This window comes from Paenibacillus sp. FSL E2-0178 (assembly GCF_038593005.1).
GTDB lineage: Bacteria > Bacillota > Bacilli > Paenibacillales > Paenibacillaceae > Paenibacillus_AQ > Paenibacillus_AQ phytohabitans.
This window is the reverse complement of the sequence record NZ_CP151953.1, coordinates 6,701,463-6,721,048: the sequence shown is the minus strand read 5'-3', so window position 1 is coordinate 6,721,048 and position 19,586 is coordinate 6,701,463. Positions and strand designations below refer to the sequence as shown.

General features: G+C 48.3%; 23 protein-coding genes. 4 read left to right on the top strand and 19 right to left on the bottom strand.

Annotation, left to right across the window (positions count from 1 at the left end):
• Positions 1–5: 5 nt before the first annotated feature.
• From MHI42_RS29160 to MHI42_RS29150, 3 genes are all read right to left on the bottom strand, one after another.
• Positions 6–1,430, bottom strand: a complete 1,425-nt coding sequence (locus tag MHI42_RS29160) for a CDP-glycerol glycerophosphotransferase family protein (protein ID WP_342421416.1) — start codon at positions 1,428–1,430, stop codon at positions 6–8.
• Positions 1,431–1,469: 39 nt separating this feature from the next.
• Positions 1,470–2,243 (bottom strand): glycosyltransferase family 2 protein, encoded by a 774-nt coding sequence (locus MHI42_RS29155; RefSeq protein ID WP_342421415.1) that lies wholly within the window; start codon positions 2,241–2,243, stop codon positions 1,470–1,472.
• Between the two features lie 216 nt (positions 2,244–2,459).
• Complete coding sequence (locus MHI42_RS29150; protein WP_342421414.1) at positions 2,460–3,437, bottom strand: glycosyltransferase; 978 nt, start codon at positions 3,435–3,437, stop codon at positions 2,460–2,462.
• Positions 3,438–3,548: 111 nt separating this feature from the next.
• Between MHI42_RS29150 and MHI42_RS29145 the strand changes: the two genes are divergently transcribed.
• Positions 3,549–3,986, top strand: coding sequence for a hypothetical protein (locus MHI42_RS29145; RefSeq protein WP_171721026.1), 438 nt, complete (start codon positions 3,549–3,551; stop codon positions 3,984–3,986).
• A 103-nt stretch (positions 3,987–4,089) separates the two neighbouring features.
• On the opposite strand, the gene MHI42_RS29140 is transcribed toward MHI42_RS29145, so the two are convergent.
• The 11 genes from MHI42_RS29140 to ltrA all read right to left on the bottom strand — a co-directional run bounded on the left by MHI42_RS29140 (position 4,090) and on the right by ltrA (position 12,602).
• Complete coding sequence (locus MHI42_RS29140; protein WP_042139375.1) at positions 4,090–4,575, bottom strand: DivIVA domain-containing protein; 486 nt, start codon at positions 4,573–4,575, stop codon at positions 4,090–4,092.
• A gap of 165 nt (positions 4,576–4,740) precedes the next feature.
• Positions 4,741–5,523 carry a YlmH/Sll1252 family protein gene (locus tag MHI42_RS29135; protein WP_076244023.1) on the bottom strand — a complete coding sequence of 261 codons (783 nt, stop codon included), beginning with the start codon at positions 5,521–5,523 and terminating at the stop codon, positions 4,741–4,743.
• Between the two features lie 4 nt (positions 5,524–5,527).
• Entirely contained in the window at positions 5,528–5,797 is a 270-nt protein-coding gene (locus tag MHI42_RS29130; RefSeq protein ID WP_039304304.1) for a YggT family protein, read from the bottom strand.
• A 7-nt stretch (positions 5,798–5,804) separates the two neighbouring features.
• On the bottom strand, positions 5,805–6,248 hold the full coding sequence (gene sepF / locus MHI42_RS29125; RefSeq protein WP_039304302.1) for a cell division protein SepF: 444 nt from the start codon (positions 6,246–6,248) through the stop codon (positions 5,805–5,807).
• Between the two features lie 11 nt (positions 6,249–6,259).
• Positions 6,260–6,943 carry a YggS family pyridoxal phosphate-dependent enzyme gene (locus MHI42_RS29120; RefSeq protein ID WP_342421412.1) on the bottom strand — a complete coding sequence of 228 codons (684 nt, stop codon included), beginning with the start codon at positions 6,941–6,943 and terminating at the stop codon, positions 6,260–6,262.
• A 3-nt stretch (positions 6,944–6,946) separates the two neighbouring features.
• Positions 6,947–7,804: a peptidoglycan editing factor PgeF gene (gene pgeF / locus MHI42_RS29115; protein WP_342421411.1), complete on the bottom strand. Its 858-nt coding sequence runs from the start codon at positions 7,802–7,804 to the stop codon at positions 6,947–6,949.
• 143 nt (positions 7,805–7,947) lie between these two features.
• Positions 7,948–8,292: a YlmC/YmxH family sporulation protein gene (locus MHI42_RS29110; RefSeq protein ID WP_039304293.1), complete on the bottom strand. Its 345-nt coding sequence runs from the start codon at positions 8,290–8,292 to the stop codon at positions 7,948–7,950.
• Between the two features lie 165 nt (positions 8,293–8,457).
• A complete protein-coding gene (sigG, locus tag MHI42_RS29105) occupies positions 8,458–9,240 on the bottom strand; it encodes an RNA polymerase sporulation sigma factor SigG (protein ID WP_039304289.1) in 783 nt (260 codons plus the stop codon).
• A gap of 78 nt (positions 9,241–9,318) precedes the next feature.
• Positions 9,319–10,038 (bottom strand): RNA polymerase sporulation sigma factor SigE, encoded by a 720-nt coding sequence (gene sigE / locus MHI42_RS29100; protein WP_039304286.1) that lies wholly within the window; start codon positions 10,036–10,038, stop codon positions 9,319–9,321.
• 23 nt (positions 10,039–10,061) lie between these two features.
• Complete coding sequence (gene spoIIGA / locus MHI42_RS29095; protein ID WP_342421410.1) at positions 10,062–11,027, bottom strand: sigma-E processing peptidase SpoIIGA; 966 nt, start codon at positions 11,025–11,027, stop codon at positions 10,062–10,064.
• Between the two features lie 246 nt (positions 11,028–11,273).
• The gene (gene ltrA / locus MHI42_RS29090) at positions 11,274–12,602 is read right to left on the bottom strand and encodes a group II intron reverse transcriptase/maturase (protein WP_342421409.1); all 1,329 of its coding nucleotides are present in this window, start codon (positions 12,600–12,602) and stop codon (positions 11,274–11,276) included.
• 237 nt (positions 12,603–12,839) lie between these two features.
• On the opposite strand from ltrA, the gene MHI42_RS29085 reads away from it, so the two are divergent.
• The 3 genes from MHI42_RS29085 to MHI42_RS29075 are packed head-to-tail and all read left to right on the top strand — an operon-like array spanning position 12,840 to position 14,438.
• A complete protein-coding gene (locus MHI42_RS29085) occupies positions 12,840–13,244 on the top strand; it encodes a hypothetical protein (RefSeq protein ID WP_342421408.1) in 405 nt (134 codons plus the stop codon).
• On the top strand, positions 13,220–13,807 hold the full coding sequence (locus MHI42_RS29080) for a transposase (protein WP_342421407.1): 588 nt from the start codon (positions 13,220–13,222) through the stop codon (positions 13,805–13,807). Before MHI42_RS29085 ends, MHI42_RS29080 begins: the two co-directional genes overlap by 25 nt.
• A 55-nt stretch (positions 13,808–13,862) precedes the next feature.
• Positions 13,863–14,438: a hypothetical protein gene (locus MHI42_RS29075; RefSeq protein WP_342421406.1), complete on the top strand. Its 576-nt coding sequence runs from the start codon at positions 13,863–13,865 to the stop codon at positions 14,436–14,438.
• Between the two features lie 551 nt (positions 14,439–14,989).
• Here MHI42_RS29075 and MHI42_RS29070 read toward each other — a convergent pair.
• From MHI42_RS29070 to MHI42_RS29050, 5 genes are all read right to left on the bottom strand, one after another.
• Positions 14,990–15,910 carry an Rpn family recombination-promoting nuclease/putative transposase gene (locus MHI42_RS29070; RefSeq protein WP_342421405.1) on the bottom strand — a complete coding sequence of 307 codons (921 nt, stop codon included), beginning with the start codon at positions 15,908–15,910 and terminating at the stop codon, positions 14,990–14,992.
• A gap of 127 nt (positions 15,911–16,037) precedes the next feature.
• Positions 16,038–17,153 (bottom strand): cell division protein FtsZ, encoded by a 1,116-nt coding sequence (gene ftsZ, locus MHI42_RS29065; RefSeq protein ID WP_042139382.1) that lies wholly within the window; start codon positions 17,151–17,153, stop codon positions 16,038–16,040.
• A gap of 64 nt (positions 17,154–17,217) precedes the next feature.
• Positions 17,218–18,480, bottom strand: coding sequence for a cell division protein FtsA (gene ftsA / locus MHI42_RS29060; protein ID WP_039304274.1), 1,263 nt, complete (start codon positions 18,478–18,480; stop codon positions 17,218–17,220).
• A complete protein-coding gene (locus MHI42_RS29055; RefSeq protein ID WP_340943289.1) occupies positions 18,467–18,670 on the bottom strand; it encodes a hypothetical protein in 204 nt (67 codons plus the stop codon). Before MHI42_RS29055 ends, ftsA begins: the two co-directional genes overlap by 14 nt.
• A gap of 150 nt (positions 18,671–18,820) precedes the next feature.
• On the bottom strand, positions 18,821–19,585 hold the full coding sequence (locus MHI42_RS29050; protein WP_340985777.1) for an FtsQ-type POTRA domain-containing protein: 765 nt from the start codon (positions 19,583–19,585) through the stop codon (positions 18,821–18,823).
• Position 19,586: the final 1 nt, after the last annotated feature.

The window sequence follows — 19,586 nt, the reverse complement described above, 5'->3', positions numbered from 1 at the left end:
TCCCTTCATAAGCCCTGTGTTAGATTAATCAATCGGTTAATCAACTCCGACAGTTCTCTGCCGGAATGCCGGATGCTGTAGGACTGCAGCAAAAACTTATTCTTCGCTGCTCTATAGTGTAACTTCTCTTTGTTACTTGAATAATATAAAGAGACGATTGTTGTTAATTCGCCGGGCTCCTTCTGAATATAATTTTCAAGAGCATTATAGTAATCATATTCACGGTTGGCTTCAATGAAATTATAGACAAACACGGGTTTGTTAAATAAAAGACCTTCCAAAGCAACGGTAGAGAGTGTCGCGACAACAGCGTCTGAGTTCATAATCAGATTACGCGTGTCAGCCTTTCTGTCTGTAACAACTCGGATATTATTATGTTGTGACTCCAAACCGGTATACAGTGAAATCAGTTTTTTGGAGAGCTCCCAGGGATGGGGTTTGATGACGATTTGAAATTTTGGATTCGCAGCGAGCTCAGTAATTAGCGCCTGTATCTTGTTTTCATTTAGAGTAGGACCTGTAGCTATTAATAACGTAGTTTTATGGGGGTCAAGCTCATATAAATCTATAAAGCTGCCCTTGGAGGGTGGTGTTGAGGTGAAGATGTCATCATAGCGGGGGTGGCCGGTGATCACAATCCGCTTGTCCTCAAGCCCTCTTGCCACATACCATTCATGCTCGTATTCTCCATATATTCCGATATGACTTGAGAAGACAGGGATAAACGCTTCTTCCCCCATCAGAATTCCATGCTGCAGGCAAACGCTGGGAATGCCCTTCATCCCTGCAACGACGGCGAGGGTCCGGCTGACCACATCCTCTGTCGTCCCAACCATTAGAGCGGCTACCGGAATATGATCATAAAGATTAAAAACCATTTCAATTGCCTCAACAATGGCGGGAATCCGTTTGATGAAGGTTTGGCTGAAGAAATCGTTGCTAAAAGCAGGATGTCCTTCGTAGTTAGCCAAAATTGAAGTTGCTTTACTAACCAGCTCTTCCGCTGCTTGCTTGGTATCCTCCTTAAAGTCCAGGCTGCATACATTGGGTATCCCGTAAAGCTCAGCAGCTCTGGAACGGGACAATATCATTGCCTGATCTCCGCTGAAGTGCTCGCTTATTGTTTTCTCCGAAATTCTTATATAGTCGAGATTGATTAGGATCTTTCCATTCCGATTGGACCTCAAAGGCTGATTTAGAGGTGCGACCACCGTTTCAAAAAAAGGCTGAATCTGATGTTGCTCCTTAATGCTGGAATGCTTCAATTGCATCGCGAATTCCTTGCTCCCCATATCGCTTCTAAGCTCATCATCAATTTGCTGATAGAAATTCGTCATGAGGGCAATGGGAATGTTTCTATACTTCAGATCCTTTGTTACATGGATGAATTCGCTATAGAGAGACCAGTAATTAGACAGATAGACGGACAATCCGTTTCCCCCTTCTTAAAGCACCGTTTTGCAGATCCATTATTTCTTTTGCTGCATTAATTTCAGTTCTTCTCTCAGCTCCTTGCAGGTTCTCTGGGGGGGCAGCATTTGTATGAATTGACTCTTCTCCTGGTGCGCCAATTGATAATGAATAGATAATTCGGTAATATAGTTGTCATCCAAAACGTCCTCTACCGGGTAGAAATCCCAGAACTGATTGAGCCGCCAAAAAAATCGGCCGTCGCCAATCCGGTAAAACTCCGGATTCTCATCCCAGTAGGAGCCGAACTTCTCTTTGATTACCGGAAGAATGGAGCTTCTGTGCATAACGGAGCAATGATCGATTACGCAAGGCGCTACCGAGACTATTTTTTTTGCCGGCCTCAGCTGGCTCTTGGTAATCTCTTGGTGTTCATTCAGATAATTGACGAGTGATGCAGAGTACGCAATCATGACCTCGGGATGATTCTCCAGATAGTCCACCATTTGCTCCAGTCTAGTATGTCTATAACGGTTATCATCCGTTGCATATGAAATATACTCACCCGACGATTTCTCCAGGGCTTCATTGATTAGAACAGCATATCTGACCTTCTCCACCCGCTCCTTCATGGTTTGAATATTACTCTTAATAAACTTTATTCTTTTATCCTCTAAAAATGGCTCAATGACTTTCCTGGTTTCTTCATTCGAGTTATCATCCATCAGGAAGAGCTCAAAATCTGTAAACGTCTGATTCAACATGGACTCAATGGACTTTGCGATATATCCGGCCTTATTGTAGCTGGTCATGATTACAGTTACCTTTGGCAATACAAAACCTCCCTCGCTGTTTACTTGCTATAATATGTCTCGCTAATCAAAACGTTATAGGTTAGAAGACTAAATTTTCAAATGAATAGCACAAACTTTCACCGGATATACAGCCGCATATGAATAAAACGCCTAACAGATTCCCTGTTAAACGTTTTAAAGGCCAGTAAGTCAGGTAAACCTGGTAATTCCGGTTATTCCGGTAAACCCGGTATTTCAGAATTGGACCTTCATCAATAATTGATGAATCCGGTGTTGAAACGTATGTGACTCCAGAACCCGTTTTCTGGCTGCTTTTGCAATATGGTCGCGTTCTTCACCGTTTGTCATGTAATAATCAATCTTCTTAAGTAAATCCTCCTTATCTCTGAAGGAAATAACCTCTTCGCCATCCTTGAAATTACATTCAAGCTCTTCTTTATAATCTGTAAGCTGGAAGGCTTCACAACTGGCAGCATCAAAGGTACGGTTGTTAATACTTTTAGCGATAATCCCCATACGATTTCTATTGTATTTTTCATCAGAAGGACGATGGACATTCAAAACGATCTTGGAGCCATTGTAATAATTCACTACGGTTTCGGGCTTTACCCAGGCATTCACCAGCTCTATATTCCGGTTTGAGTGTTGTACCCACTCCTTATAATATTTGCCCCACCCTCTCCCCACGATTTGAATATGATAGTCTGTTTTCTCCAGCAGGAATTCAATCAGCTCAATCCGGTTCCTATAAGGTACTCCTACTAAACAAAGATCACTTGCATACTCTTCAGAGATGGGTGCGGGATGAAATAGCTGCGGATCTGTTCCCAGCGGCAGATGATATACACGGGGATGGCCACGCTGTTTATATTGCTCCAATGCGGCTTGATCGATAGTGAAAATGTAGTCAAAATACGGGGTTAGCGGAACGGTCCAGTCCATGTAATAAGGATCCTCCGTCATCCATATGGCTGACTTCACTTGTGTTTGCTTTATGAATTCCAGCACAGGTGTGGAGATTTTCAACCCGGCCATGACCAAAATCAGATCTGGCTGCATAGATTCGCTCTTAAGCTTCAATCCATTTAATAAACTACTATTTAAATTATAGGATTCACAATCGTGACCTGTTTTCTGGAACGCTTCTATTATAGTTTTTTCAAAAAAGTGATAAACGGCCCGAAAACCTGAAGTAATAAATAGAATATTCAACTCTAGTCCTCCTTTGCAAATCACAGATTATTCTTAAGTATAGGATGGTGTCTCAAACATAATATCCACCAAGTCCATATAATGTGATTATGAAAAATTGGAGGTGAAAAAATGGCGTATACCTTAGTTGAATTTGTCAGGAGTCTTCAAACCAATCTGAGCCATGGAGTAGTCGCTCCAGTTCAGGCAACACCAACTTTAATATTAGAATTTGGTGCTGGTGTTCCTACTTCAATAAATTTTTTAGAACTTACTACAACCGTAGGCTGGCAGGTGACCAACGTATTTGCTACCCCGCCTGTTCAGCCGAAGCTTTTACTTCAAGTCCTTGTGGATGGAATCCTTGTAGGCAGTGCTGAACAACAGTCCGTTTCGAACGATGAAGATGAGCCGCTTCAAATGACCACAATGTTCCAGACCATCCTTAGGAATGTATCTGTAGGACATCATGTTTTTCAGGTATTTGCCACAAACCAAGAGGATCTTCAGGGAGACATCACTGTAACCGGCCCTGTTATCATTACTGCAAAGGTTTTTGCGCCGCAATAAAACACAAAAAAACTCCTTTGTAGAAGTCTTGTTTATTAAACAAACAAGATCAATAACTTCTACTAAGGAGTTTTTTATTCAAATGAATGGCCCGGATTCCCGCTCACAATGCGTTCTCAGTAACCTCGCGGCTCTCAAGCGCATTCCAGTCATCCTGCGACAGCAGCTCCAGCTGGGCTTCCAGCAGGGTCCGGAAACGGGTACGGTAGATTGAAGCCTGCTTGCGCAGCTCTTCTGTCTCGATCGCTACCTTGCGGGATTTGGACAACGCTTCGTTGATAATCCGGTCCGCATTTTTTTCCGCTTCCTTGAGGATCAGCTGTGACTCTTTTTTGGAGTTGTTCTTCACATCATCTGCAGCCTCCTGAGCCACGATAATGGTCTTGGACAGGCTTTCTTCAATATTGACAAAATGATCAAGGCGTTCCTGAATGGATAAAAGCTGGTTGTGCAGCTCTTTGTTCTCACGAATAACGCTTTCGTAATCCTTAATGACCTGATCCAGAAATTCGTTGACCTCATCTTCGTCATAACCGCGGATTCTCCGAGAGAATTCCTTGTTATGTATATCGAGCGGTGTTAATGGCATGCTGTGCACCTCCTAGAAATTTCGGACATCCATTGTCCCTGAACGATAGTCTGTCCGGAAGACAAAGATGAAAGACTGCTTGCTTGGATATCCCCAAAAGTGAAGGGGGGTGTTTCCCTTGAGAATATCAATTTCGACAAGCACGCCTGTAATCCTGCAAAGAACTCAGACAAATTTGCCTACCAGAATCCGGTAACGGCCTTTCTTCGTCAAGCTGCCGATCTCCAGCACCTTGAACCGTCCGAAGCCCTGGATAGAAACTACATCACCGTCTTTCAGACTGCAGGACGGATCCTCCTCCACCTTCCAGTTCACCCGCACACGTCCGGCTTTGATGGGAGCCAGAATTTTGCTCCGGCTAAGCCGGGTTACATCCGCTGCAATTCCGTCAAGTCTCAGGGAAGCCACGGTGAAATCCATCGTCTCCAGCTTAACCTGGCTGCTGCGTAAGCCGGATAATGGCAGTATCTCTGTACTAACGTTGATCCGGTGTACACCGGTCAGATTCATGGACAGATAATCGGCGATATCCTCAGCTACCACAACGTGACAGCCGTCCTCCAGCACATGAATATCACCGATCTTGCCTCTTTTGATGCCCAGTCCCAGGATGGCCCCCATATAATCACCATGCTCCAGCGCAAGAAATTTCTGCTCCCCCGAGGTAATGGCCAGCACCTTCAGCTCCATATCCTCACCCGTGAGATCACGGTAATCCGGCGCAACCATAGCCCGCTTCCGCTCGGCATCGTCAGAACCGCCCTCCCAGCGTACAATGACATCGGGGTGGCGGTTCACCAGGCTCTGCAGTATATATCCCTGACGGGGATCGAGAAATTCGGTAAGCTTGGTCTCATGGTACTCTCCTGCATTCGTAACCCATTCCCAGGCCTTGTCCACAAATTGCCGTTCATCCGGGTGGAAGTGGCCGTAAATTTCATTCTTCATGTGATTAGCCGAACACCAGGGCCACAATGGAATGAAGCCCGCCTACCGCAAACCGGAGCACCACGATCGCAATAATCGGGGAGATGTCGATGGTTCCGAACAGAGGCGGGATGATTTTCCGGAATGGCGTAAGATACGGCTCCACAAGCTTGCCAAGCAGCTCGCCGATAAAGTTCTCACGCAGATTAGGCAGCCAGGACATGAGAATGTATACGATAATCATGTAATAGTAAATTGTAAATAGGATGTCTATAATTGAAGATATTTGATCCAAAACCTGCTCACCTCATTCTGTTGTAGTCTTGATCGTCACCAAGAATTTCTGTTATGGAGCCTTGAATTTCCACTGTATCTGGAGTGCACATAAATATATTGCCCCCAATCTTGGATATTCCTCCACCCAGGGCATAAACCGTTCCGCTTAAAAAATCAATAATCCTCATTGCCTGATCGTTACGCACCCGCTGCAAATTAATAACTACCGTGCGGTGCGCACGCAGATGGTCGGCAATCTCCTGGGCCTCGTCATACGAACGCGGCTCGTAGAGCACAACCTTCACATTTTTTTGCGAATGGATACTGACGACGTTGGCCCGCTGATTTTTGCGTGTTTCTACAGGGGCGGGTTCGTATTCATCCTCATCACGGGAAATTTGCTCCCGCTCCACTATTTCCTCTTCCTCCTGCAAACCCAAGAAACTCATAAACCGGTTCATCACGCCCATCAATCTCCCTCCTAATGACCTACTAGTACCGTACCCAGGCGCACCCGGGTGGCTCCTTCCTGTATCGCCACTTCAAAATCATTCGACATTCCCATCGACAGCTCTTGTATAGGCTCAGGTGTCAAAGCAAGCTGATTAAGCGAATCGCGCAGCTCACGCAGCCCCCGGAATACGGGACGGGTAAGCTCCGGATCTTCCTCATGCGGAGCCATGGTCATCAGTCCGATTACCTTCACACGGCTTAGCGGGGCGATGTCCTTCAGGAAACCCTCCACCGCTTCGGGCGGCAAACCGAACTTCGTATCTTCTCCGGAAATATTCACCTGCAGGAACACCTTAACATCCAGTCCGGCGGCGTCCGCCTTCTTGTGCAGCTCCCGTGCCAGCGATAGCCGGTCGAGCGAGTGTATATATTCAAATTTACCTATAACGTCTTTTACCTTATTGGTCTGCAAATGCCCGATAAAGTGCCAGATTCCCTTGTGTCCAAGCGCATTCCATTTAGGCTCTGCATCCTGCCAGCGGCTCTCCGCAATCTCCGTAAGCCCTGCATCCAGTACAGCGGCTACCGTATCCAGTGGTACATATTTCGTCACCGCGATAACCTTGACGTCACTTACATCACGGCCGCTGACCGCGCAGGCCTGTGCGACACGTTCCAGGGTGATGGCGATTCTTTCCTGTAATGAGGCCAAAATTCAACTCTCCTTTATTCCGATCCAGCTCGTCATTCTCCCTGTAACCCCATTTTCCTTGCGGTACGAAAAGAACAGATCACTGTTACAGCTTGTACACCAAGTTGTACATTCGATATGAGTCGGCAATATTCCTGCTTTTATCATAATGCGTTGATTCATTTCTTTCAAGTTAAGCATACTTTTGCTGCTGTCCTTATCCGAGCTTCTATATAAGTCCGGCGCCCCTTCCACCATCATCAGCGGGTTCAGCCCGGCCTCCAGCCGGCGGACGTGGTCCATTACATAATCATCTACCTCGTAGCAGCATTCGCCAATCGAAGGGCCTATGGCAGCCTGGATATCCTCTGGACGGCTTCCATACTCCTGAGTCATTCTGTCCACCATCGCTGCTGCGATCTCTGCCACAGTCCCCTTCCAGCCTGCATGCGCCAGCCCCACAACACTGTGCACGGGGTCATAGAAGTAGAGCGGCACACAATCCGCATAAAAGGAAGTCAGCAGCACACCCGGCACATTAGTCAGGAGCCCGTCGGTAGCCTGAAAAGCTGTAGACCGGTCCAGGCTGCCTTTTCCGCGGTCCTGTTCTGTAATTACTGCTATATCCTTACCATGGGTTTGTTCTCCGCAGGTCCAGGACTGGAGCCCGAAACCAAGACTTTCCGCCAGCAGCTTCCTGTTGCTGAGCACAACAGCCGGATCATCACCGACATGAAATGCACAGTTGAAGCTGTCATACGGCTTCGTACCGCTGCCGCCTTCTCTGCCTGTGAATCCTGCTGTGACTGCATTATACTTCTCTCGCCACGGCTCCAGATGAAGCAGCATAGGCGTTCCGTCACTCCGCATAAACGGTTCCATATCTTCACCTCCGCTTAAGTGTAACATAAATTAATCCCCACAAAGTGATGTTACGCTCCGATGCCTATCCAAGTACTTTGCGGGGACCCGACTGAGCCCACCCTATGCCTTTACCCATATACGCAGAAAAAAGACGCACCCGATTAATAAGTGCGCCGCTCGCTGCGTTCCGGCCGCTCCAGATACATCATCTCCCGCTCTTCCTGGCCCTGAGGCATCCGGGATTCCTCAATCTTCACCAGGACGACATCGGCACCGATCTTGACGATATTCCGCCACGGGATAATCAGATCGGCACCGCCTCCGAACAGTCCCATGAACCTTGTATATCCAGGTACGATGATGGCATCAATAACCCCGCGGCGCAGATCCAGCTCCAGATCACTAATCTGCCCGAGCCGCTTGCCGTCCACAATATTAATAACATCCTTGGTTTGAAAATCAGAAATTTTCATCTTTTTGCCCGACCCTACGGAATCTTCATTCATCCTGCCACCCCTGTACATTCAGACCTATAGCTCCAGTATATGTCCTTAAGGCTTGGCAACATGTCTTAATTCATTTCCGGCCTTCGCCGTAACATACAAAAGGATACCCCGGGCAGCTGCTCACGCGCCTTCCGGAATATCCCCCGCTTATCTATAGCCTGCTGTTTAAGACTTCACATGCTTTTGCATTTGCTGGATAGCCGACTTCTCAAGCCGCGATACCTGCGCCTGTGAGATCCCAATCTCATCCGCTACCTCCATCTGGGTTTTACCTTCAAAGAACCGCATGGACAAAATACGTTTCTCGCGCTGTCCCAGCCGCTGCATGGCTTCACGAAGAGCAATCTCTTCAATCCAGGATACATCTTTGTTCTTATCGTCGCTGATCTGATCCATCACATAGATCGGATCACCGCCGTCATGATAGATCGGCTCGAACAGGGATACCGGGTCCTGAATAGCATCAAGGGCAAAGACGACATCCTCTTTAGGTACACCGAGTGCTTCTGAAATCTCGAGGATCGTCGGTTCCCGCGAATTCTGATTGGTCAGGCTGTCGCGGACCTGAAGGGCCTTATAGGCAATATCCCGCAGCGAGCGCGATACCCGGATCGGGTTGTTGTCACGCAAGTAACGGCGGATCTCTCCGATGATCATCGGCACCGCATAGGTAGAGAACTTGACATTCTGCGATAAATCAAAATTATCGATGGCTTTCATGAGTCCGATGCAGCCTACCTGAAACAGATCATCCACGAACTCCCCACGATTATTGAACCTTTGAATTACGCTAAGAACAAGTCTAAGGTTACCATTTACCAATTTCTCTCTGGCGGATCGCTCGCCCTGCTGCTGCAGCGAAGTGAACAATGCCCGCATTTCCACGTTCGTAAGAACGGGTAGCTTAGCGGTGTCCACACCGCAAATCTCGACTTTATTTCGGGTCATGATGATTTACCTCCCAAGGAGAAACATTACTGTACATTATCTCCCCGGTCCGGCATTTTATTCCTCGGTTCCTTCAGCTTACACCATCTTGTTGAACTCCTTGCGCAGCCGCTTGATAATTCTTTTCTCCAGCCGCGAGATGTAGGATTGGGAAATGCCAAGCAAATCAGCAACATCCTTTTGGGTTTTTTCCTCACCGCCGCGCAGTCCGAACCGCAGCTCCATAATTAATCTTTCCCGTTCACTGAGCTTCTCCAGCGCCTTCTGCAGCAGCTTGCGGTCCACCTGTTCTTCGATATTCCGGTAAATCGTGTCATTCTCCGTTCCCAGCACATCCGATAACAGCAGCTCGTTGCCGTCCCAGTCAATATTCAGAGGTTCATCAAAAGAAACCTCGCTTCTAGTTTTGCTGTTGCGCCGCAGATACATCAGAATTTCATTCTCAATGCAGCGTGAGGCATAGGTGGCCAGTTTTATTTTTTTCTCCGGATCAAAGGTATTGACCGCCTTAATTAGTCCAATCGCCCCGATGGAAACAAGATCCTCGATATTAATCCCTGTGTTCTCGAATTTCCGGGCGATATACACCACCAGCCGCAGGTTGCGTTCAATCAGCATGGCCCGGACTGCCGCATCACCGCTTGAGAGCCGCTGCAGCAGGAATTCTTCCTCTTCCCGTGTAAGCGGAGGAGGCAACGCTTCACTGCCCCCGATATAATAAATTTCCTGGCTCTTCAGTCCCAGCAGAAACAGCATGCGATAATACTGCAGTTGCAGCACAAGTTTGAATTTGACCATTTATTGTTCCTCCTATATGTTCCTTAACTCATAGCCTTGTCTGCCGGCGCCTCTACAGCGCTCTCATTGTGGGTCAGGTCAGGATGTATGACCGCCCGGTACGCTCCGTCTCCCGACAGTGTCCCGCCATCCAGCCCGATGAGAACCCTCTTCCTGTAAAAGGTTTCTCCGCCAAGCTTTATCATCACTGAATCCGGCTTCAACGCGAGCATGAAGGATGCCCCGCGGTTAACGCCTCTGTACGGCACCAGCCGTATTCTGTCCTGCCAGGCAAACGACTGCCCGTCCGCTTCCAGCACAAGTGTATCTGCCCCTGTCTGTGTCAGCCTCCCTTTCCATGAGGCCGGCAGATGGCCTTCCCATAGTGAGGATTCCATAACCATGACCGGAATTCGCGTAAGCGGATCATTGAGCCGGTTTCCGGTGTCCAGCAGCCCTGGACAGGTAACAGATACTCCGTCAATCTCCACGGTCACTTCACCGATATATGTCTCCAGCTGCTCCCTGCGCCTGCGCGAGGATTGAATCAGCTTGAAGAGAAGAAGCACCAGCGGAAGCATCGCAAGCACGAACCAGAATCCAATTTTCAACCGGTAAGCTTGGCCGCCTGAAGAAGTAAAGATAATGCCGTTCCAGATGTCGCCTGAGCTTTGCAGCAAATAATGAATCCCTACTATACCTCCTGCCGCCGCAAAATTAATGATATAAAATGCCCCTAATGCACGAAGATAGCTTTGCAGACTTCTAAATCCGAACGCGATCCACAGCATCACTACCGACAACCCGAATTTGATGAGGAAGGTGTACATGAAGGACAGCTCCGGTACAAACATCATCACGACATAGAGCGCGCCAACCAGCGCAGAGAGAGACAGGCGCCACCAGGACACCTTCAGCTTGACCAGCCAGCTGGTCAGCCACAATAGAATTCCGTCGATCAGCAGATTGGCGGCGAAGATCAAGTCAATATAAACAACCAGTGTATTCACCTGCCTGGTAACGGATATCTAGCCGGAGGCCAGGGTGAAGGCTCTCTTTTTAGACGATAAGATTAGTATAGGAACTCTCGCATTCAAAGTCTGTCTAAACTTGGGGGGCGTACTTACGTTTTTTTTGTCGAGTTATAGGTCAGCAGAGATATTAAGAGGATAAAAGAATCGAGTAGGCCCATGCGCAATTGCATGGGCCTCTCACAGATCCGTACGTGCGGGTCATCGCATACGGCTCCTCCGTGCTTATCCCCTCTGGGGATGAAGTTCTTTGTACAGGTCGAGCAATGAGCAGAGACCTATTTCTTGAAACCAACTGTTCGGCAATGCATAGTGTGCGTGGTAGCCACTGGAATTTCTCCATGCTGTCATTCGAAGCTGTGGGAGCGGCTTCCTGTATCCCCTGCGTCGTAATTCTCGGTGCAGTTTACCGATTTTCCGCCAACTTCTAAGTTGCACCGCTCTCAGCCTTCGCCGAATCCAACCATCCATCGCTCGGAAGAAGTAGAAATCCTGTCCATGCCCGTAATAGTTGCCCCAGCCACGCAGGTATCCATTCAGCTTCTTCTTTACCAGTTCCTCCACACTCACCGTCTGGTTTCGTCGCGTAATCTCTTTCACCCGTTCTTTGAATTTCCGTTTCGCTTTATCGGATGGGAACATCCTTGAACCCCGGATAAACTCATACCCTAGAAAGACAAACGCCTCTTCCATATTGTTCACGATTTTAGTTTTCTCTGGATGTACCTTCAGTCCCAGTTCCTTCTCTAGAAAGCGTGTCACCGAACTCATCACTCTCTCTGCTCCTTTTTGCGACTTACAGCAAATGACGAAATCATCGGCGTACCTTGTTATGCGGTGCCCTCGTTCTGTCATTTTCTTGTCTAGCGGATGCAGATAGATGTTCGCTAACAAGGGGCTTATCACACCGCCTTGCGGGGTACCTTGCTCATTCAGATAGAAGCTGCCGTTTTCCATGACCCCAGCTTGCAGAAAGCGCCGAATCAGTTCAAGCACACTTCCGTCCACCACTTCCTCACGTACCGCTTGAATGAGTTTCTCATGCGGAATCGTATCGAAGTACGCTTTCAGATCCGCATCAATCACGTACACATATCCGTCCGTTAGATCTCTGCGGATGTTCTCTAGCGCCATGTGAGCGCTTCTTTCCGGTCTAAAGCCATAACTGCAGTCCAAAAACGTTTCTTCAAAGATCGGTTCCAGGATACGCTTTACTGCCGCTTGCACGACACGGTCTTCTACGGTAGGAATGCCAAGAGGTCTTAACGTGCCGTCCGCCTTGGGGATATAGACTCTCTTCACCGGCTTAGGCCGGTAGGTCTTACTTCGCAGCGCGTGCTGAAGGGCTTGTACATGGCTCTCCAACCCCGACTCGTATGCCTTTATGGTCACTTGGTCTACGCCTGCGGCTCCCCTATTGCGTTTCACCTCTCCAAAGGCTTCCTCCAAGTTTGGTACTGCCCAGATCTTGTCAATTAGGCTATACCATCTGCGTTTCTTGCCACCTTGTACTCCCTCACGGAAGCGCCTGACGTTTTCCGTCTTTTCCTCCATGCCTCGTCTACTTCCCTTCTAAAACCCAGCGGATTAGCCTTAGCGGCACTATTCCAAGTTCCTTTTTGGTACATCGCCCCAGACGGTCTACCCTTATGTTCGACCCCGGTTCTACGCGCTTCCTGGCTCCCCGGCTTCTGCCTGGTACATGGCAGTTTTTTTTTCTACGGTTGATTATCTCTCTAACTATCCTGAAATCGGGTAATAACAGGTAAGACCTAACTTGGAGGAATCATCATGAAACCACAAAAGAGAGGCTTACCTAAAAATCGAATTGTTCCCGAACGAAAAATGTATTTTCGCCCGGAAGTCACTCATTGCCCAGATTGTGGAACCAAGCTCAAGCGGCATCACAACGCTTCGAATAAAATTGTAGCGACGCTCGAAGGCATTATTGAAGTCTGGAATATGGCTTACCATTGCCCAGATCCGGTCTGTGGTAAGCCCAAACGGTATTTCCGTTCGGTTCAGGCAGATGCCTTGTGTCTCAAACACACCTCGTATGCCTACGATGTACTGGCTCTTGTCGGCGAGATGCGGTTTAAGCAGCATATGACCGTGACCGAAATCTCAAAAGCCCTAAAGAGCGAGGCATCCCCACCTCAGAGCGTCACGCTATGCGTCTCTACGAATGGTATCTGACCTTGCTTCGCGCCTCTCTGACCGCTGACGTTAAAGAACAATTAGAGGACGTGGTTAAGGAATATAATGGCCTTCTTCTCTCCGTGGACGGTGTCCAACCAGAGAAAGGAAATGAAACACTGTATGTGGTTCGCGAAGGGTTTAGCGGTCGGATTTTAGCGGCAAAGAATTTAAAAAGCGGCTCTAAAACCGAGCTCATGGCTCTTTTGAGACCTGTCAAAGACCTTGGATTTCCGGTCATTGGTCTGGTCAGCGATGGTCAACAATCCCTTCGACTCGCGATGGGAGAAACCTGGCCGAATACGCCGTACCAATACTGCCAATACCACTATCTAAAAGATATTGCCAAGCCTGTTGTTGACCTGGACCGCAAACTCAAAACAGGACTCAAAAAAAGCTTGCGAGGTCTGAGGGAAATTGAAAAACAGGTTGAAGATGACGATTCAATTGAAAGCGAAGTGACACGGGATTACTTAGCCGCGACTCGCTCCCTTCTGCTTGAGGATGGTAATCCCCGCTGGATTTGCCAGGGATTCAGATTTACGAGAAAGCCAGTGCCGTGAAGGCTTCACTCGAAAAGAGTGTAGCTAAAAAAGGGGGGCCGTCCTCCTGAAAAAGGTGCTGCTGCTGTTTCGCAAACTACCCGAATTCACTTCGAAGTACCAAGCGGTGAAACGTTGGCAGATTCCGATTCAGGAGACTGCACGGTTACTTTCTCCTGCAAAGATAAGTGCTGACCAGCGCAGTGAGACGGTACGCTTTGAAATGGAGTGCCTGCTGTCCTGGATGCAAAAGACCTATACCCGGAAGGAAGATTCCTTGCTTGTCTCTAACTTCCAAAGCTATACCCGAGGCTTTTGGAAAGGGCTTTTCACCTGCTATGATGCGCCTTGGGTTCCTCGCACGAACAATGACCATGAACGTTTCTTTCGACAAACGAAAACAAAACACCGGCGAACGACGGGACGCCGCAGTTGGAACGAACATATTCTCCGCTGCGGTGAGTTTGTGGTGTTCGTTGATGATGCGTTAAACCAGCAGAATTTGGTTTCACGGCTGCAACAAGTTTCGTATGAGGCTTTTAACCAAGAACGTCGTCGCTGGACAAAACGACTAGACGAAACTACGAAACGCAGACGTTTTCGTCGAGACCCATTGGCCTACCTTAAACAGATTGAAAACAAATTATGTTAGCAAATTAGTCAACCGTAGTTTTTTTTACAGCACTTCTCTTTCACGGTTTCGGGCTTCGCACCAGGTCACTGCCTTTTCAGGTCAGCGCCTGTACCGGCGACACTGCGCCGATTCACTTGCCTTTGCGGCCTTTCCGGCAAGCTTCTTCACTATTATCCCTACGTCTGACTTCTTACCCCCCGTTATTTCGTTCTTGACCTCACGATCTTAAACGAAAGTTACCGCTTTGCGGAGAGGATAAGATCTCCTTGGGTCACGTCATCGCACTTTCTCCCGAATCCAGTCCTCTTAACCTACAAAGCTACGGATGGTATGGGACGTTCCTTTCTTTTGCAAGGTTGTCCTGCTCTGCCGGCCAACTTGGTTTTGCCGCCTGTTCCGGGGTTTGCCTTCTCATCCTCCGCACCCTTCCTCACGGACAGAGCACTATGAGTCAGCTATGTACTTCCGCCATCTCGCGGTGTACTCGGGACTCTCACCCGTTAGTACGATGCGCTGCCAAGCGCACAAAAGCCAGCCTGTAGAGGCTGACTTCAAGTTCGAATATTCATTCAAGTGATAGATTTCAACTCTTCTTCAGTCAGTCCGGTTGCCTTCATTACGGCAGGAAGATCCAGCCCCATAGCCAGGAGATTCTTGGCTATTTCCAATTTTGCCTCGAGCTCACCTTCTGCTCTGCCTACTTCTCTGCCTTCTTCTCTGCCTTCTTCTCTGCCTTCTGCTCTGCCTACTTCTCTACCTTCCGCTATGCCTTTAGCAAACCCTTCTCTTTGTGCACCGTCTCTCTGCGAGGCTTCGTCAAGCAGAAACTTCTGGCGGTCCTCATATTTACGCCGGGCTTCCGAATCCTGACTCAGAAACTCCAGAGTTTCCATCGCCTTCCTCAAAGCAGGCTCGTTCATCAACAGCACCTCCCAATCCGAGTGGTTTATTCCCTTCAAGAACAGCAGCCAGTTCACCAGACCGCCTTGGCCGGGAACCGCTGGCTGATTCAGCTTGGGTAATTCCAGAAAATGAATTTCAATATCATCGGTGAGCGGCGTTCCGGTTGCATCCTCCCGTAAGTGAAACACACTATGCGGATGTTCGTTAGGCAGCACCTTATAATTCAGAATGTTGATTGTTACGCATTTCTTGAGGTCTGTATATTTGCCGCTTACCTGAAGCTGGCCCGCATAACGTTTGCTCCAGTAATATAAGGTCCTTTTCTCAATATCATATTTGTTGAACAGCTGCATTTCAATATTGATCAGCTTGCCGTCTGCAGACTTCGCCCAAATATCAAATATTGATTGCTTATCCAGCGGATCATCCTTATCTGTATAAGGATTGAGCAGCACTACTTCCTCCAGCGGGGAATCTCCCGCATCCATGAATATCCGGTTCAGAAAAGCCAGCAGCACATCCTTGTTACTCTCGCTTGCAAATATCCGTTTAAAAACAAAATCCACCCGGGGGTCCAGCAGTTCCATTCCATCGTCTCCCGTTATCGTTATTATAACAGCCTAAAAACAAAAAAACACCGTATTCGTCCCAGCTCTAGGCGGGTCGAATACGGTGCTTCCGTAAAAAAGCTATGCAGTTCATTTCTCTTCGTTCTTAATCATTGTTGCCGCGTGTCCGGTTGCGCAGGAAGGTTGGAATATCCAGCTGATCAGAGGTTGTCTGATTGCCGAACGGACGCAGATTCGCGTTCTTATCCTTGTCCGCTGCCGGCTCACTGCTGGATGCAGGACGGCGAGCAGGCGCTACAGGGGAAGGCTTATGTTCAAAGCCGGTAGCAATTACCGTAACCTTGATTTCGTCCTTCATGCTCTCTTCGATAATCGCACCGAAGATCATATTCACTTCAGGATCGGAAGCAGAAGTAACAATCTCAGCCGCTTCATTAACCTCATACAAGGAGAGGTTGGAGCCGCCTGTAATGTTCATAATTACGCCGCGTGCACCTTCGATGGAGGTTTCGAGGAGCGGGCTCATAATGGCTTTGCGGGCCGCTTCCGAGGCACGGTTCTCGCCGGTCGCAATACCGATCCCCATAAGCGCTGAACCGCGCTCCGTCATAATTGTCTTCACATCGGCAAAGTCAAGGTTGATCAGGCCGGGAACGGCAATGAGATCAGATATCCCTTGCACAGCCTGGCGGAGTACATTATCCGCTTCACGGAATGCCTCCAGCATTGGTGTTTTCTTATCCACAATTTCCAGCAGGCGGTCATTCGGAATCACGATCAGCGTATCCACTTTTTCTTTCAACGCTTCGATTCCCAGTTCTGCCTGATTGGAACGTTTTCTGCCTTCAAAAGTAAACGGACGGGTCACAACGCCAACCGTCAATGCTCCGCACTCTCTGGCAATCTCGGCAATTACAGGCGCTGCGCCTGTTCCGGTACCCCCGCCCATACCTGCGGTTACGAATACCATATCTGCACCTTTAAGCGTATTTGAAATCAGATCGCGGGATTCTTCAGCCGCTTTCTTCCCCACCTCAGGATTGGCTCCAGCGCCAAGTCCGCGGGTCAGTTTATCCCCGATTTGCAGTTTATGCTCCGATTTGGCCATATGCAGCGCTTGGGCATCTGTATTAACCGTGATGAATTCAACACCCTGAACGCCATTTTCAATCATCCGGTTTACAGCATTGCTTCCGCCGCCGCCTACGCCGATGACCTTTATTTGGGCTAAGCTCTCCATTTCAAAATCAAATTCCAACATATTGTTTCCATCTCCCCCTTGAGTAGTGCTTGGATGGCCAGTCCAAGTATATCTGGACTTACACTTATATGAACTCGCTGAACATATTCTTTAGACGTTCTACCAGCCCCGGCTTCTTGGAAGAATCCTGGCTAGGTGCAGCACTTTGCTTGCTGCGGTTAACCGTCTTCTTATTGGCGCTTCCACCGCTGCTTCGTCCGCGGAATCTGCGCACAACGGTATGGAGTATACCCACACCTCCGGTGAACCCGGGGTCACGTACTCCAATATAATCAGGTACGGCAATACGTACGGAGGCTGCCAGCTCAGTCTGGGCTACCTTCAGGACACCCGGCATCGAAACGGTGCCACCCGTTAGTATATAACCTCCCGGAAGCTCATTGTAACCAAGCCGTTTCACTTCCTGGCGGATCAGATGGAAGATTTCTTGAACTCTGGGCTCAATAATCGCCGCCAGATCCTCCTGGTTGAATTCCTTCTCAACATTGCTGCCGATCCGCAGAACCTTGAACACGACATCCGAGGCAGCGTCATCAATCCAGGCACAGCCATATTTCAACTTGACCTTCTCGGCCTGATCCGTAAGTGTTCGCAGACCGTATGCAATATCATTGGTTATAAATTCTCCGCCGATCGGAATCGTAGAGGTTGCGCACAAGGAACCTTCTTCATATACGGCTATCGTCGCCTGGCCGGCACCGATATCCACCAGTACTGCTCCCATTGATTTCTCATCCTTGGAAAGCGCTAATCCGCCTGCCCCGAGAGACATAAGCACAAGATCTTTAACCTTCAGACCTGATTTCTCCACGCAGCGCAGCAGATTATGTATTGGTGTCTTAGCCCCGGTAATGATCGTCGCTTCAACCTCGAGGCGAACTCCGATCATTCCGCGCGGATCTTGAATTCCTTCAAGCCCGTCGACGATATATTGCTTGGCGACAACATCAATGACTTCGCGCTCAGGAGGCAGTGCTATGACCTCAGCAGCCTTGATTACGCGGTCGATATCATCTTCGCCGATCTCACGGTCTTCATTCTGCACGGCAACTACACCGTGACTGGATTGCAGGCCGATATGATTACCGGATATACCGACATACACCTCGGATATTTGAATACCGACCATTTGCTCCGCATGTTCTACGGCACTCTTGATCGATTGCACAGTCTGATCGATGTCTACAATCGCACCCTTGCGTATTCCTTCCGAATCAGCAGATCCAACGCCAATAATATTAAAGGTTCCATTGGTAACTTCCCCAATAATTGCCCGAACTTTGGATGTACCGATGTCCAAACTAACAATGATGTCATTGTTGCTCAAGCCCTATGGCACCTCCTGTTATAATCATAATGAATTGTGAAGCCAAATAAATAGAAAATACGCTTTGATCCCGGTCCCGGGAAACTTCTCTGTACATATTCAACATCCCTAATCCTTTCCCTCTTTTTTCTACAAATTTTTTGAATGGAATAATATAACAGCCTTTTGGCATGCAAACAACTGCTTTCAATTTTTTCTAAAGCATATAAGTTCTACCTTTTAAGAAATGACAGCTATATCCATGAATGCATTTCAAAAAATCCGCAGAAAAAAGAGGGATATTGCTTATTGCCCGTAAAACCGATTGTAGCATTTTTTCCGCTCTATTAGTAGGGACTATTTACTCTTGTGTGTCTGAATCCTCCCCGGAATCCTCCGCTTCTGTATGAAATGGGACATAAGAATCGGCCTCAAGCATCTTGATCAATCCCGGCTGCTCGTTTTCAATCACTTGATTCAGGTATTCCACCTTATCCTTAAGCAGTGAAATTGCCGTAATGACCTCAAACCGTGAACGTGTATACAGCTTAATACGGTCCGGAAAAGACAAAGTCGGGGAGGGGACGATCTCGGATATATCACTGGTCAGTTCATTCGGAATATCAGCCAGCGCCTGGCACAGCTTCGTCTTGTAAGGATCATCAGCCTTCCAGTTGGTTAATATCGGCTTCTCAACGGCAATCCCAGTATCCTTGACAGATACTGCAGCTCCGCTGGACAGAATCGCCTCAAGCGATCCAGCCTCATCCAGCTCGTATGCCACTGCGGGGAATTCCTTAATGCTGATGTTAATCACACCGGGGAATTTCTTGTCCACAGCCGCTTCCTGAACCGTCTTCAGTCCTGTCAGTGCACTTTCTACGGCATCTCCGGAGACCGCGAAGAACTGTCCGCCGATTGTAAGACCGCTTGCGGCAAGCAATTCCTCCCGGGATGTATATTTATCCCCCTGGAAATTGATTGCCGTAATCTTACTGACGGACGAACGGAAAAATATCACGGCCAGCAGCGCAATAAACAGCAGCAGCAGGATAATAGTGATTTTACGGCTCATTCTCTTACTGGGCTTGTCCTCTTTAAGAAGAGGCATTCGGGTTTTAGGCATT